The 15263-nt window shown below is 61.3% G+C and carries 11 protein-coding genes; 2 read left to right on the forward strand and 9 right to left on the reverse strand.

Annotation, left to right across the window (positions count from 1 at the left end; translation table 11 throughout):
• Window positions 1-12: 12 nt before the first annotated feature.
• The 3 genes from IMW75_RS16140 to IMW75_RS16150 form a co-directional block, all read right to left on the reverse strand.
• The gene (locus IMW75_RS16140; RefSeq protein ID WP_045060118.1) at window positions 13-822 is read right to left on the reverse strand and encodes a putative RNA methyltransferase; all 810 of its coding nucleotides are present in this window, start codon (window positions 820-822) and stop codon (window positions 13-15) included.
• Entirely contained in the window at window positions 822-1973 is a 1152-nt protein-coding gene (gene dapE / locus IMW75_RS16145) for a succinyl-diaminopimelate desuccinylase (protein ID WP_045060119.1), read from the reverse strand. The genes IMW75_RS16140 and dapE overlap by 1 nt, the downstream gene beginning before the upstream one ends.
• A 103-nt stretch (window positions 1974-2076) precedes the next feature.
• Window positions 2077-4665, reverse strand: coding sequence for a glycosyltransferase (locus tag IMW75_RS16150; RefSeq protein ID WP_205893161.1), 2589 nt, complete (start codon window positions 4663-4665; stop codon window positions 2077-2079).
• Between the two features lie 223 nt (window positions 4666-4888).
• On the opposite strand from IMW75_RS16150, the gene tcdA reads away from it, so the two are divergent.
• Window positions 4889-5701, forward strand: coding sequence for a tRNA cyclic N6-threonylcarbamoyladenosine(37) synthase TcdA (gene tcdA / locus IMW75_RS16155; RefSeq protein ID WP_205893162.1), 813 nt, complete (start codon window positions 4889-4891; stop codon window positions 5699-5701).
• A gap of 148 nt (window positions 5702-5849) precedes the next feature.
• On the opposite strand, the gene IMW75_RS16160 is transcribed toward tcdA, so the two are convergent.
• From IMW75_RS16160 to IMW75_RS16175, 4 genes are all read right to left on the reverse strand, one after another.
• A complete protein-coding gene (locus IMW75_RS16160) occupies window positions 5850-6254 on the reverse strand; it encodes a SufE family protein (protein ID WP_205893163.1) in 405 nt (134 codons plus the stop codon).
• Window positions 6251-7456 (reverse strand): aminotransferase class V-fold PLP-dependent enzyme, encoded by a 1206-nt coding sequence (locus tag IMW75_RS16165; RefSeq protein ID WP_205893164.1) that lies wholly within the window; start codon window positions 7454-7456, stop codon window positions 6251-6253. The genes IMW75_RS16160 and IMW75_RS16165 overlap by 4 nt, the downstream gene beginning before the upstream one ends.
• Window positions 7457-7850: 394 nt before the next feature.
• Complete coding sequence (gene dapD / locus IMW75_RS16170; protein ID WP_045060124.1) at window positions 7851-8885, reverse strand: 2,3,4,5-tetrahydropyridine-2,6-dicarboxylate N-succinyltransferase; 1035 nt, start codon at window positions 8883-8885, stop codon at window positions 7851-7853.
• 33 nt (window positions 8886-8918) lie between these two features.
• On the reverse strand, window positions 8919-9281 hold the full coding sequence (locus IMW75_RS16175; RefSeq protein WP_045060125.1) for an ArsC family reductase: 363 nt from the start codon (window positions 9279-9281) through the stop codon (window positions 8919-8921).
• A gap of 190 nt (window positions 9282-9471) precedes the next feature.
• Between IMW75_RS16175 and IMW75_RS16180 the strand changes: the two genes are divergently transcribed.
• Window positions 9472-11103 (forward strand): Na+/H+ antiporter, encoded by a 1632-nt coding sequence (locus tag IMW75_RS16180; RefSeq protein ID WP_205893165.1) that lies wholly within the window; start codon window positions 9472-9474, stop codon window positions 11101-11103.
• 111 nt (window positions 11104-11214) lie between these two features.
• On the opposite strand, the gene dapC is transcribed toward IMW75_RS16180, so the two are convergent.
• Complete coding sequence (gene dapC, locus IMW75_RS16185) at window positions 11215-12414, reverse strand: succinyldiaminopimelate transaminase (RefSeq protein ID WP_205893166.1); 1200 nt, start codon at window positions 12412-12414, stop codon at window positions 11215-11217.
• Window positions 12415-12531: 117 nt separating this feature from the next.
• The gene (locus tag IMW75_RS16190) at window positions 12532-15234 is read right to left on the reverse strand and encodes a [protein-PII] uridylyltransferase (protein ID WP_205893167.1); all 2703 of its coding nucleotides are present in this window, start codon (window positions 15232-15234) and stop codon (window positions 12532-12534) included.
• Window positions 15235-15263 lie beyond the last annotated feature (29 nt).

Consider the following 15263-nt stretch of genomic DNA (forward strand, 5'->3'; position numbering starts at 1 on the left):
TAAAGACCAAAATTATTGAAGTACGAAGTAATCGTAACGCATTGAAACGGTGACCTCGAACGGTTCAACCTGCTCGATCACCGCAGCCCGGCGTTCGGCACTGGCGCGCCAGCCATGGGGCGTCATGGCCAACAGGTTGGCACGGTCCAGGCCGCTTGCCAGGCTCAGGCGAAACTCCAGGGTTTCACTGTGCGCCAGCACCATGCCCTGCGGTACCAGGGCCAGATGCTTGTCGTCGGTGTATTCACGGACTTCATCGTACAGGCGCTCGCGTAATTCCATCAGGTGGCCGCTGGTCGGTCCGACCTTCATCAGGCCGCCACCGGAGCTGAGCAGGCGCTTGGCTTCTTCCCAGTCCAGGGGACTGAACACGCTGGCCAAAAACTGGCAACTGCCGGAAGCCAGCGGCACCCGCGCCATACTGGCGATCAGCCAGGTTAGTTGCGGGTTGCGCTTGCAGGCGCGTTTGACCGCTTCCCGGGAAATATCCAGCGCGTAGCCGTCGGCATTGGGCAGTGCCTGGGCGATTTGCGCGGTGTAATAGCCTTCGCCACAACCGATGTCCAGCCAGCGTTGCGGCGCGTACTGCGCCGCCAGTTCGGCCAGGCGCCGGGCCACCGGGGCATAATGACCGGCGTTGAGGAAGTCACGGCGAGCCTCGACCATCGCCAGGTTATCCCCAGGGTCGCGACTGTTCTTGTGCTGTACCGGCAGCAGGTTGAGGTAACCCTGGCGTGCGCGGTCGAACCGGTGTCCCGCGGGGCAGGCCACGCCGTTGTCCACGTCGTTCAGCGGTTCGCTGCAGATCGGGCAGGCGAGCATCAGGCGAGCAACTTGATCAGGGTCTGGTAGTAGATTTCGGTCAGCACGTCGAGATCGGCGGCCAGCACTCGCTCGTTGACCTGGTGGATGGTCGCGTTGACCGGCCCCAGTTCGACGACCTGGGTGCCCATGGTGGCGATGAAACGTCCGTCAGAGGTGCCACCGCTGGTGGACGCCTTGGTGTCGCGACCGGTGATGTCCTTGATGCTCGATGCAACCGCATCCAGCAAAGCGCCTGGCTCGGTCAGGAACGGCAGGCCGGACAGCGCCCAGTCGATATGCCAGTCCAGGCCATGCCGGTCGAGGATGTCGGCAACGCGTTTCTGCAGGCCTTCAACCGTGGACTCAGTGGAGAAACGGAAGTTGAACACCGCCACCAGGTCGCCCGGAATCACGTTGGTTGCGCCGGTTCCGGAATTCACGTTGGAAATCTGGAAGCTGGTAGGCGGGAAGAAGTCGTTGCCGTTGTCCCAGTGCTCGACCGCCAGTTCGGCCAGCGCCGGGGCAGCCAGGTGGATCGGGTTCTTGGCAAGGTGCGGGTAAGCAACGTGACCTTGCACGCCGCGCACGGTCAATTTGGCACCCAGGGAGCCACGGCGACCGTTCTTCACCACATCGCCCACCAGTGTGGTGCTCGACGGTTCGCCGACGATGCACCAGTCCAGGCGCTCCTTGCGTGCAGCCAGACGCTCGACCACGGCCTTGGTCCCGTGATGGGCGGGGCCTTCTTCGTCGCTGGTGATCAGGAATGCGACCTTGCCCTTGTGGTTCGGGTAGTCGGTGACGAAGCGCTCGGCGGCCACGGTCATCGACGCCAGGCTGCCTTTCATGTCCGCCGCGCCGCGGCCGCAGAGCATGCCGTGTTCATCGATCAGCGCGTTGAACGGGTCGATTTGCCAGGCGGCCACCGGGCCGGTTGGCACGACGTCGGTGTGGCCGGCAAAACACAGTACCGGGCCCGCGTCCTGGCCGTGGGTGGCCCAGAAGTTATCCACATCCTCGATGCGCATCGGTTCCAGCGTGAAACCGGCATCGCCCAGGCGCTGCATCATCTGCTTCTGGCAATCGGCGTCGAGCGGCGTCACGGATGGACGGCGGATGAGGTCGATGGCGAGTTGAAGGGTCGGCGAAAGGTCGGCGTGGGCCGTCATGTAGAAGCTCCGAGGTGCGCACGGTAAACCTGTGCAAAAGGGCGATCATTCTAAAGCAAAACGGCGACCCGAAGGCCGCCGTTTGACGTTATCCCATAACGGATTATGCCGTTGCCGGTTCGGCTTCCAACGAAGGTTTGGGCAACGAGGACAGGAACGCCATGATCAATGCCGCCAGGTAAGGCAGCGATTGCACCAGCAACATGGTGACCCAGAAGCGCATGTCATTACTTGGCAAGCCGTTCACCAGGAAGATCCCCAATGCCGCGCCCCACAACAGCAACATGATGAACACTTCTTCGCGCGCCTCCGAAATCGCCACCCAGAAGCCGTGGTTGTCGGCATTTTTCGGCGTACGGAAGAACGGAATGCTGCTGGTGAAGAACCCGTACAGCACCGCTTTGGCGATGGTGTGCGACAACGCCAGCCCTGCCAGTGCCGCACAGAAGGCATCCTTGAGGTTCACCCCGACCGCGCGGCGGTACAGGAAGATGATCTTGCCGACCTTGAACACGAACAGTGCCAGGGGCGGAATCGCGAAAATCAGCAACGGTGGATCGACCCGCTGCGGCACGATGATCATCGCCGCCGACCAGAGCAGGGCGCCGACCGTGAAGAAGATATTCATGCCGTCCGCCACCCACGGCAGCCAGCCCGCGAGGAAGTGGTAACGCTGGCCGCGGGTCAGTTCAGTGTCCTTGCCACGCAACAGGCTCGCGGTGTGCCGCTTGATAATCTGAATCGCCCCATAGGCCCAGCGGAACCGCTGCTTCTTGAAGTCGATAAAGGTATCGGGCATCAGGCCCTTGCCGTAGCTGGTGTGGTAGTACGCTGCCGACAGGCCTTTTTCGAACACCCGCAGGCCCAGCTCGGCGTCTTCGCAGATGCACCAGTCAGCCCAGCCCAACTCCTCGAGCACCGAGCGACGGGTCATGGTCATGGTGCCGTGCTGGATGATCGCGTCACGGTCGTTGCGGGTCACCATGCCGATATGGAAGAAACCTTTGTATTCCGCATAGCAGAGCTTTTTGAAGGTACTTTCGTTCTGGTCGCGATAATCCTGCGGCGACTGCACCACGGCGATTTTCGGGTCGGCGAAGTGCGGCACCATGTGTTTGAGCCAGTTCGGGTCGACGCAGTAGTCGGAGTCGATCACTGCAATGACTTCGGCATCCTTGGCGGTGTGTGGGATCAGGTAGTTCAGCGCACCGCCCTTGAAGCCGGCCAGGGGGGCAACGTGGAAGAACTTGAAGCGCGGCCCCAGGGTTTCGCAGTACGCCTGCACCGGTTCCCAGACGGCCGGGTCTTTGGTGTTGTTGTCGATGATCAGGACTTCGAAGTCCGGATAGTCGAGGTTGGCGAGGGCGTTGAGGGCCTGTTTGACCATCTCCGGTGGCTCGTTATAGCAAGGCACGTGGATCGAGACTTTTGGCCGATAGTTCGAGTCGCCCACCACCGGCAGGAATTCGCGCCGACGTTTGTGGGTCCATACCGCTTCGGCCAGTTCATGGGCCTCGGTCAGCAGCACGATGAACACGCCGAACGCACCGAGGGCGAGCAGGATACCTACTGTCAGGCTGAACCAGGTGCTGTATTGCAGGCTGTAGTCATAACCGATCCACACCAGTACCGAACCGCAAAGGAATGCGATGAAGGTCAGGAAAGTGCGACCACGCTGGCGCAGCGCCGAGCCGTCGATCATCAGCAGCGTCAGGGACAGCAGGGCCAGTACCACCGAGCCGACCGCCAGCACGCGCCATTGCGGAATTGCGACTACCGGGCCTTCAAAGTTGAATTTCTGCTGGCGCGCGGCATTGAACACACCCCAATAGGCGCCCACCGAACCTTCGTCACTGGCCTTCCACGGTTGGTCGAAGGCTTCGATCACGAAGTAGTTGAAGCCCTGGCGGTTGAGCTTGTTGACCAGCGTGCGCAAGTAGATCGCCTGGTCTGCCGGCGACGCATCGGCGCCACCGCGCATGCGGCCGTTGCTCGGCCAGCCAACCTCCGAAAGCAGCAGGGGTTTTTTTGGGAACATTTTCTTCAGGTCACGGGCGCGGTCCAAAACAAATTGCCCGGCCTTGTCCACCGGGATGAACTCCCAGTAGGGCAGTACGTGAGCGGCGATCAGGTCGACGTGCTTGGCCAGCTCCGGGTGTTCTTCCCAGACGTGCCATTGTTCGGACGTGGTCACGGGCACTTTCACCGCCGCGCGTACGCGATCGAGAATCATGCCCAGTTCCGCAGCGGTAATTTCCTTACGGAAGATTGCCTCGTTTCCTACAACTACCCGCACCACGCTGCGCGAAGTGTTGGCGATTTCAATGGCGCGCAGGATTTCCCGCTCATTGCGCTCCTCGTCCGGGCTGATCCAGATGCCCAGGGTTACACGCAAGCCGAACTCTTCCGCGAGCTTGGGAATATTCCCCAGCGTGCCATCGACCGAATAAGTGCGGATGTTGTCCGTCAGCTTGCTCATGATCTCCAGGTCACGGCGCATTTCATCGTCGTTTGGATATTGATCTTTTTGCGGGTACTGGCCTTGCTGGAACGGCGAATAGGAGAAGCCGGAGATCTGTTCAGGCCAGTTGGGAGCGGTGACCGGGCGATTGATCAGCGCCCAGAAGCCGGTAAACAAGGCTGCGATGGCGAGCACCACGACCAGGTTGAGTCCAAATTTACGCGATGACATAGCTTTTTCGGGTTCCAGAGGCTGTGGAACGAAGGGGCGGTTGGCGACTGACTGACAAGGGTAGGGGTGCATCCTACACTGTAGGATCTCAGATCCTACAGCTGGCAGGGAAATGTCCTACATTGGGCACTCCGATTTCACATAAGTTCTTACACTTGTCGCCGACGCTTAAACTTGTCTCGCGATGGCCCTATACTGCGCGCCGGTTTTTGGGGTAATGGTCATGAGTACAGAAGATCCACGGTTTGCCGGCATCGCCCGCTTGTATGGCATCGAGGGCCTTGAGCGCCTGCGCGCGGCGCATGTGGCAATCGTCGGCGTCGGTGGCGTCGGTTCCTGGGCAGCGGAAGCGATCGCGCGCTGCGGTGTGGGAGAGATTTCGCTGTTCGACCTGGATGACGTCTGCGTCAGCAACGCCAACCGCCAGTTGCATGCGCTGGACAGCACCGTGGGCAAGCCCAAGGTCGAGGTGATGGCCGAGCGCTTGCGAGGGATCAACCCGGCTTGCACCGTGCACGCGGTGGCGGATTTCGTTACCCGCGAGACCATGGCCGAATACATCACGCCGAATATCGACTGCGTGATCGATTGCATCGACAGCGTCAACGCGAAGGCGGCACTGATTGCCTGGTGCAAGCGCCGCAAGATTCAGATCATCACCACCGGGGGCGCGGGCGGGCAGATTGATCCGACGCTGATTCAGGTCTGTGACCTGAACCGTACGTTCAACGACCCGCTGGCTTCGAAAGTGCGTTCCACGCTACGCCGCGATTACAACTTCTCGCGCACCGTGACCCGGCATTACAGCGTGCCTTGCGTGTTTTCCACCGAACAACTGCGCTACCCGAAACCCGATGGCAGCATTTGCCTGCAGAAGAGTTTCGTGGGCGATGGGGTGAAGCTGGACTGCGCCGGCGGGTTTGGCGCGGTGATGATGGTGACGGCGACGTTCGGCATGGTCGCGGCGACCAAGGCTGTGGACAAGATCGTGGCGGGAGTGCGGCGCCCGGCGGATCGCATCAAACCCCAGGCATAGATACTTGTAGGAGCTGCCGAAGGCTGCGATCTTTTGATCTTTTGATCTTTAGCGTCGAAGTGGGCGCCGAAGATCAAAAGATCGCAGCCTTCGGCAGCTCCTACGGGTACAACAGAGCGCGTCGACCGCATTGCCAGCAAGTCGGCTCCTACGGGGCGAGTTCTTGCATGCGCTGCAGTACTGCATTGAGGCCATTGCTGCGCGAGGGGGAGAGCTGCCGGCCCAGTCCCAGTTGATTGAACCATTGCGGCAAATCGACCTGCTTCAATTCGCTGGCCGACAGGCCATTGACCCGCGCCAGCAGCAACGCCACCAACCCGCGAATCAACCGCGCATCACTGCTCGCGGCAAACTGCCAGTGGCCGTCCTGCAGCGAGCCCACCAACCACACCTGGCTTTCACAGCCATGCACGCGGTTGGCGTCGACTTTGTCCTCATCACCGAGTGCAGGCAGGCGGTCGCCCCACTGCATCAACAGCCGCGCGCGTTGTTCCCAGCCTGCGGCTTCCTGGAAGGTGGCCAGCGCCGTGACGGCGTCCGCTGGCAGGGTCATCGCAGTAGCTCCAGCGCCTGGTCCAGCGCTTCAAAGAACCGCTCCAGATCATCGGAGTCGTTGTACAGCGCCAACGACACCCGGATCGCGCCGGCCAGTTCAAGACTCTTCAGCAACGGCATGGCGCAGTGATGACCAGCGCGCACGGCAATCCCCTGTTCAGTCAGCAGGTGCGCCAGATCCGAGTTATGCACACCCTCGACCACAAAGCTGGCCAGGGCCAGTTGCGGGTTGCCCAGCAGGCGAATGCCGTTGCGGGCTTGCAGGCCCTTGAGCAAATAATCGTGCAGGGCGGCTTCATGGGCCGACACGGCGTCCTGATCCAGACCTGCCAGATAATCCAGGGTGGCGCCGAGCCCGATGACGCTGGCGATCGGCGGTGTGCCGGCTTCGAAACCCAGGGGCGCGGGACGAAAACGAGCGTCGTGATAATTGGCATCGAGCACCATCTCGCCGCCGTATTGCCAGTGGCGCAGGTGTGCCAGTGCTTCATGCCGGCCAAACAGCACACCGAGGCCATCCGGTCCGTACAGCTTGTGGCTGGAAAACACATAGAAGTCGCAACCCAGGGCCTGCACGTCGTGGCGACCGTGAACGATCCCTTGGGCGCCATCGACTACGGTGATGGCGCCGTGGCTCCGTGCCAGGGCCAACAGGGCGGGTAACGGTTGCCAGGCTCCCAGCACGTTGGAGAGCTGGCTGACAGCCAGCAGGCGAGTGCTCGGGCCGATGAGCAGGGCGGCGGCGTCCAGGTCGATGAGGCCGTCGGTGTCCAGTGGCAGGATCACCAGCTTCAGCTTGTGTCGATTGGCCAATTGCTGCCATGGCAGCAGGTTGGCGTGATGCTCCAGGGCGCTGATAACGATCTCGTCGCCCGGCTGGAATGAGTGTTCCAGGCCATAGGCCAGGAGATTCAACGCGGAGGTGGCGCCGTGGGTGAAGATGATCTGCCCGCTATCGCCGGCATTCAGCCATTGTCCGGCTTTGCGGCGGCTGTCCTCGAATGCCTGGGTCGCGTGGGCGCCGGGCAGGTGTTGTGCCCGATGCACGTTGGCGGCGCCGTTGGCGTAGTAGTGCGCCAGAGCATCCAGCAGGGCTTGGGGTTTTTGCGTGGTGGCGGCGTTGTCCAGATAAGTCTGGTCTTGTCGTTGCAGTGCGGCGATGGCCGGGAAGTCGGCGCGCCACGGGGAGGGGATCATCATGCAAATGGGCCCTGCAAAACATGGGCGGGAAAATGCCAAACCCGTTGTAGGAGCGAGCTTGCTCGCGATGGGACGTCAACGATAACTCGGGCTACTTTAATAACCGCGTTGCCCTAGCGTTTTTCGCGAGCGAGCTCGCTCCTACAGAATTGACTGTGCACCTGTAGGAGCGAGCTTGCTCGCGATGGACGTCAACGATAACTCTGGCTACCTGAATAGCCGCATTGTCGTAGCGATTTTTCGCGAGCGAGCCCGCTCCTACAGAATTGACTGTGCACCTGTAGGAGCGAGCTTGCTCGCGATGGACGTCAACGATAACTCTGGCTACTTGAATAACCGCGTTGTCGTAGCGATTTTCGCGAGCGAGCTCGCTCCTACAGGTTAATGGCGCAGTTTAGTTGTGAGCGTGCAGCGCTTCGTTCAGTTCGATGGCCGATTTGTGGGTCTTGCATTCCACGGCACCGGTTTCCGAGTTGCGACGGAACAGCAGGTCGGATTGACCGGCCAGTTCACGGGCCTTGACCACTTTCACCAGCTGGTTTTTCTCGTCCAGCAGCGCAACCTTGGTGCCAGCGGTCACGTACAGGCCAGACTCAACGGTGTTGCGATCGCCCAGTGGAATGCCGATACCGGCGTTGGCGCCGATCAGGCAGCCTTCGCCTACCTTGATCACGATGTTGCCGCCGCCCGACAGGGTGCCCATGGTGGAGCAGCCGCCGCCCAGGTCCGAGCCCTTGCCAACGAATACGCCTGCCGAGACACGACCTTCGATCATGCCCGGGCCTTCGGTGCCGGCGTTGAAGTTGACAAAACCTTCGTGCATCACAGTGGTGCCTTCACCGACATAAGCGCCCAGGCGCAGGCGGGCCGCATCGGCGATACGCACGCCAGCCGGTACGACGTAGTCGGTCATCTTCGGGAATTTGTCTACCGAGAACACTTCCAGCAGCTCGCCGCGCAGACGGGCTTCGAGTTGCAGTTCGGCCAGCTCACTCAGGTCGATTGCGCCCTGGCTCGTCCAGGCTACGTTCGGCAGCAGCGGGAAGATCCCGGCCAGGTTCAGGCCATGGGGCTTGACCAAACGATGGGACAACAGATGCAGCTTGAGGTACGCCTCTGGGGTAGAAGTCAGTTGCGCGTCTTCGGCCAGCAGGGTGGCGACCAGCGGCTTGTGGCTTTCGGCCAGTCGGGTCAGCAACTTGCCTTGTACCGCGTCGATGCCCTTCACGGCTTCAGCCAGTTGCGCAGCCTGCGCGGTGGTGAAGGTGATGGCCTGGTTGCCTTCGCTATAAGCGAGAATTGGCGCGACGGCAGCCACCAGTTCGGCCGACGGATTCAACAGCGGCTGAGGGTAAAACACTTCCAGCCATGCGCCTTGACGATTCTGGGTGCCGACGCCGAAAGCGATGCTGAACAGGGAATTGGACATGTAAATACCTCTAACAAAATTGAACGGGCTGGCTTACTTGAGCGCTGCCGCGTAAATATCTGGCTTGAAGCCAATCAGGGTTCGGTCACCGAGATCGAGCACAGGGCGCTTGATCATCGAGGGTTGCGCGAGCATCAATTCGATGGCTTTCGATTGGTCGAGATCGGCTTTGCGTTCGTCTTCGAGTTTGCGAAAGGTCGTGCCTGCGCGGTTCAACACCACTTGCCAGCCATGCTCGTTACACCACTGGGTCAGGTGTTCACGGTCAATTCCGGCCGTTTTGTAATCGTGGAAGTCGTAGCTGACAGCGTGTTCATCAAGCCAGGTGCGCGCCTTTTTCATGGTGTCGCAAGCTTTGATGCCGAAAAGGTGCAAGGTTTTACTTGAAACGGTCAAGGAATTGCCCCCTTTACAGGTGCTGGAAAAAAAAGGTGAAGGATTATGCCATGACCTTGCGGTTAGCGCGTAAACCTGTGGGAGTGAGGCAGTTTGATACCCGCGATGCGACATAGGTGTAACGGCCAGCCCGCAGTCTAAACCGCTAATATGGCACTTCAATGCTGTCGATTGCCTGGGAAAACGCTTTATGCAAACCGCCTACACCGTCCTGATCCTGCTCATGCTGGTCAGTGTCTCCCGTCTGGTGGGGCGGGTTATCCCGCTGCCATTGCCGCTGGTGCAGATTTGCGCCGGAGCCCTGCTGGCCTGGCCGACGCTGGGGTTGCATGTGGCACTGGACCCTGAATTGTTTCTATTTCTGTTTTTGCCGCCTTTGTTGTTTTCCGATGGCTGGCGGATGCCCAAGCGCGAGCTATGGCGCCTGCGGGGGCCGATCCTGACGCTGGCAGTGGGCCTGGTGTTGTTCACTGTGGTGGGCGCCGGTTATTTCATTCATTGGTTATTGCCAAGCATTCCCTTGCCGGTGGCGTTCGCGCTGGCGGCGGTCTTGTCGCCTACAGATGCCGTGGCGGTGTCGGCGATTTCGCAGAACAGGCTGCCGACGCCATTGATGCACATGTTGCAGGGCGAGGCACTGATGAACGACGCCTCAGGCCTGGTGACGTTCAAATTTGCCTTGGCTGCCGCTGTCACCGGTGTGTTCTCCCTGGCCAATGCGAGCCTGACATTCGTCCTGGTAGCGGTCGGCGGGCTGGCGGTCGGGGTTGCGCTGAGCTGGCTGGTCGGGCGCCTGCGCTCCTGGATGATCGCGCGCGGCTGGGATGACCCCGCGACCCACGTGGTGTTTATGCTGTTGCTGCCCTTCGCCGCCTACGTACTGGCCGAGCGCCTGGGAGCATCGGGCATCCTGTCGGCGGTGGCGGCAGGGATGATGCAGAGTTGGCTCGACCTGCTGCCGCGCCAGACCAGTACCCGACTGCTCAATCGCAGCGTCTGGTCGCTGCTGGAGTTCGCTTTCAACGGTTTGATTTTCCTGCTGCTGGGCTTGCAGCTGCCGGACATCATCAAGGCAGTTGCCAGTCATGAAACCTCGTTATGGCCGACCTTGCTCTACCGCTGCCTGGATGTGCTGGCAATCTTTCTGGTGCTGTTGGTGTTGCGGTTCGTGTGGGTGCAAAGCATCTGGCGCTTGTCGGGCCTGCTGCGCCGCTGGCGCGGCAAGGATGAAATGACGCAGGTTCCGACTGCGCGCTCGTGCTGGTTACTGACCGTTGGCGGCGTACGCGGGGCGGTGACGCTGGCGGGTGTGTTGTCGGTGCCGATGTTGATGGGTGGCGTGGCATTCCCCGAGCGTGACTTGCTGATATTCATCGCGGCCGGGGTGATCCTGCTGTCACTGATTGCGGCGTGTATTGCGCTGCCGTTGCTCCTGCGTGGCATCGAAAAAAGCCCCGACGACAAGCGGCGCAATGAAGTGCGTGAGGCCTGGCGCAAGACCGCCGAGGCGGCAATTCATGCGCTCGAAGCCGAAGAAGCCAAGCCGCAGGACGCGGCGCAGGCAGCACTCGCCGCCGAGCTCAAGGCGCGGATCATGTCCGAATACCGGCATCAGCTGGAGGTGTTCAACGATTCGGCGGAAGCCCAGGCACTGGCGTTCCAGATGGACTTGCTGGAGCGGCGCATGCGCTTGAAAGCATTGCGGGCGCAGCGACTGGAACTGTATAGCCTCAGCCGTCATCACCAGATTGGCGATGACGTACTGCGTGAGGTGTTGGCGGAGCTGGATTTGAGCGAGGCCAATTTGGGGCAGGTGAAGTAATGGTGACCCGCCCGGTAGGAGCTGCCGAAGGCTGCGATCTTTTGACTTTCAGCGTCCTTGAAGACGCCAAAAGATCGCAGCCTTCGGCAGCTCCTACCGGGGGGGCGGCGCTTAGCTGCGGCGTTGGATGAACGCGCGGATACGTTCAGCGGCCTCGACGCACTCGGCCAGCGGCGCAACCAGTGCCAGGCGCACGCGCCCAGCCCCGGGGTTGAACCCGTCGACTTCGCGGGACAGGTAGGAGCCCGGCACCACCGTCACATGTTCTTCCGCGTACAGGTCGCGGCAAAACGCCTCGTCATCACCTTCAACGTTCGGCCACAGGTAGAAACCGCCGTCCGGACGCTGCACGTCCAGCCCCGGGCTGAGGATTGCCAGCACGGCGTCGTATTTCTCGCGGTACAGGTCGCGGTTGGCGCGCACGTGCACTTCGTCATTCCATGCGGCTACGCTGGCCAGCTGAGTCTGCACAGGCATCGCACAGCCGTGGTAGGTGCGATACAGCAAAAAGCCCTTGAGGATGTCGGCGTCACCGGCCACGAAGCCCGAGCGCAGGCCTGGCAGGTTGGAACGCTTGGACAGGCTGTGAAACACCACGCAGCGCTTGAAGTCCTGGCGACCCAGTTCCACGCAGGCGCTGAGCAAACCGGCGGGTGGGGTCTGTTCGTCGAAGTACAGCTCGCTGTAGCACTCGTCGGCGGCGATCACGAAGTCGTACTCGTCGGCCAGGGCGATCAGCTTTTTCAGGGTTTCGACTGGAATCAGTGCGCCAGTGGGGTTGCCCGGCGAGCACAGGAACAGGATCTGGCAGCGTTTCCAGATATCTGGCGAAACTGCGTCGAAGTCCGGATTGAAGCCATTGGCATCAAGGCACGGCAGGTAGTGCGGCTTGGCGCCTGCCAGGAACGCCGCACCTTCGTAGATCTGGTAGAACGGGTTCGGGCTGACCACCAGCGCGTCATCGGCACGATTGACCACCGTCTGGGTGAAAGCGAACAGCGCTTCTCGAGTGCCGTTGACCGGCAGCACGTTGCGCGCCGGGTCGAGCCAGCCGTTCGGAACGCTGAAGCGTCGTTCGCACCAGGCAGCGATGGCTTCGCGCAATGCGGCAATGCCGAGGGTGGTCGGGTACACGGCCATCTGATCCAGATTGCTTGCCAGTGCTTGAGCAACAAAGGCGGGCGAGCGGTGCTTGGGCTCGCCGATGGACAGGGCGATAGCGCGCTTGTCCGGGTTTGGCGTGACGCTGCCGAGCAGGGCGCGGAGCTTCTCGAACGGGTAGGGCTGCAACTGGGTCAGGGCGTTGTTCATGGGGGCCTCATTCAATGTAGGAGTGAGCCTGCTCGCGATAGCGTTGTGTCAGTCATTGGCGATGTTGAATGGACGGACGCCATCGCGAGCGGGCTCGCTCCCACAGGGGGGGATAATTCAGATAGTGAGTCGCGACAGCTTTATTTCGGATTCCTGGTTGACGGTCAATTGCTCGACGATCGCATCCTGCAAGCGGCTGCACAGCAACGGGTCGGACAAAGGCTGATTGTTCGCATCGGTGATGAAGAACACGTCTTCCACGCGCTCGCCCAGGGTGGCGATTTTCGCGTTCTGCAATGACAGGTCGAACTCAAGGAAGATGGTCCCGATGCGTGCCAGCAGGCCCGGGCGGTCCGGGGCGCTGAGTTCCAGCACGGTCACCGGGCGCTGGGCGTCGTTGTGGATCGTCACCTGGGGCGCGAACGCGAAATGCTTGAGCTGGCGCGGTACCCGGCGCTGAATGATGGTCGGGTAGTCGTCCGGGTTGCGCAGCGCCTCGGTCAGGCCTTCGCGGATCTGCTTGACCCGGGTCGGGTTGTCGCCAATCGAGTCGCCATCTGTATCGAGCACGATGTAGGTGTCGAGGGTGAACTGGCTGCTCGAGGTGATGACCCTTGCGTCGTGGATGTTCAGGTTGAGCTGGTCCATTGCCGCCACGGTCACGGCAAAAAAGTCGTGCTGGTCGGGGGCATAGATGAAGATCTGGGTACCGCCCTCGAATTCGCGCTGTGTGGTTTCCTTGATCAGCACCAGTGGCCCGCCGTCAGCCGGCTGCTGGAGGATCGCGTCGCTGTGCCAGGCCACGTCGCCAGCGGTGTGGCGCAGGAAGTAGTCATCCCCCAGTTGCGCCCATAGCTGCTCGACGTCGTCCGGATCGGTCCCGCCGCGCACCAGGATGTCCAGGGCAGCACTTTGGGTCTGGCGAATCTGCTCCTCGCGGTCCACCGGGTTTTCCAGGCCGCGGCGCAGGGCCCGCTTGGTCTCGGTGTAGAGCTGGCGCAGCAGGCTGGCGCGCCAGGAGTTCCACAGCGTCGGGTTGGTGGCGTTGATGTCCGCCACGGTCAGCACGTATAGATAGTCGAGATGGGTTTCGTCTCCGATGATCTGCGCGAAGTCATGGATCACTTGCGGGTCCGACAGGTCCTTGCGCTGGGCAGTGGTCGACATCACCAGGTGATTCTGCACCAGCCAGACGATCAGGCGGCTGTCCCACACCGGCAACTGGTGGCGCTGGCAGAACGCCTCGGCATCGACTGCGCCGATTTCCGAGTGGTCGCCGTGCCGGCCTTTGCCGATATCGTGATACAGGCCGGCCAGGTAGATCAATTCAGGTTTGGGCAGCTTGGCCATGAGCTTGCTGGCCAGCGGGAATTTCTCCGACACCTGGGTGTACTGCAGCTTACGCAAGTGCTTGATCAGATTCAGGGTGTGGGCGTCGACCGTATAGATGTGGAACAGGTCGTGCTGCATTTGCCCGACGATAAAGCCGAACTCAGGCAGGTAGCGCCCGAGGATGCCGTAGCGGTTCATTCGGCGCAGGTTGCGATGAATGCCGATCTTGCACTTGAAAAGCTCGATGAACAGGCTGGTGTTGCGAATGTCGTTGCGAAACTCATCGTCGATCAGGTGACGGTGCTCGCGCAGCAGGCGAATGGTATCGGCGCGCACGCCCTTGATTTCCGGCTGCTGGGCCATCAAAACAAAGATTTCCAGCATGGCGAACGGGGTGCGGCGGAACACGTTGTCGTTGCGCGCCTCGATGTAGCCGTCGTGCAACTGGAACCGCGAGTTGATCGGCTGTGGCGGCGCTTCGTCTTCCGGGGCGAGGATGACTTCCTCGAAATGCTGGATGATCAGGTCGCTGAGCTGGGCGATGCTCATGACCACCCGGTAGTACTGCTGCATGAAGTTTTCGATGGCTTGCTTGGCATCATCGCCTTCAAAACCCAGCAGCCCGGCAATCGTGCGCTGGTGATCGAACAGCAGGCGGTCTTCGGAGCGACCGGCGAGCATGTGCAGGGCGTAGCGCACCTTCCACAGGAACTCCTGGGACGAGGCCAGCAGGGCATTTTCGCTTTCAACCAGGAAGCCTTCGCCTGCCAGCGCCCGCAGGTTCAAGGTGCCGTACTCGCGCCGGGCCACCCACAGAATCGTCTGGATGTCCCGCAGGCCGCCGGGCGAGCCTTTGACGTTGGGTTCCAGGTTGTATTCAGTGTCGTTGTACTTGTGGTGGCGGGCCTTCTGTTCAGCGCGCTTGGCCAGGAAGAAGTCTTTGCTGGGCCACATGTGCGCGGTGCTGGTGACGTCGAGCATGCGCTGGCGAAGACGCTCGGGGCCACTGATGGTGCGGCTTTCCATCAGGTTGGTGACAACCGTCAGATCGGCGCGGGCTTCAATGGCGCATTCGTCCACCGAGCGAACGCTTTGGCCGACTTCCAGGCCAATGTCCCACAACAGCGTAAGAAAGCGCTCGATGGAATCGCGGAAAACTTCGTGATCGGCGCTGTCCAGCAGGACCAGCAGGTCGATGTCGGAATAAGGGTGCAGCTCGCCGCGACCGTAGCCGCCGACCGCCACCAGTGCGATGTCGGCGTCTTCGCTCCAGTCGAATTGTTCCCAGGCCTTTTGCAGGATGTTATCGACGAACCAGGCGCGATCCTCGATCAGGCGCCGAATGTCGCGGCCGCTGCGAAAGCGCCCGTCGAGCACTTCGCGGGCCTGGCGAATGGCCTTCTTGAAGGCGGCAATGGGGCTCGCCTTCAGGGCCAGTTCAGCCTGGAACTGGCCGCGGTCGAAGAGTTCTGGATCCACCTGCGGCATCGATTGGCTTTCCTTTCTATGGACGGGGA

Source organism: Pseudomonas gregormendelii (assembly GCF_017114825.1).
Lineage (GTDB): Bacteria > Pseudomonadota > Gammaproteobacteria > Pseudomonadales > Pseudomonadaceae > Aquipseudomonas > Aquipseudomonas gregormendelii.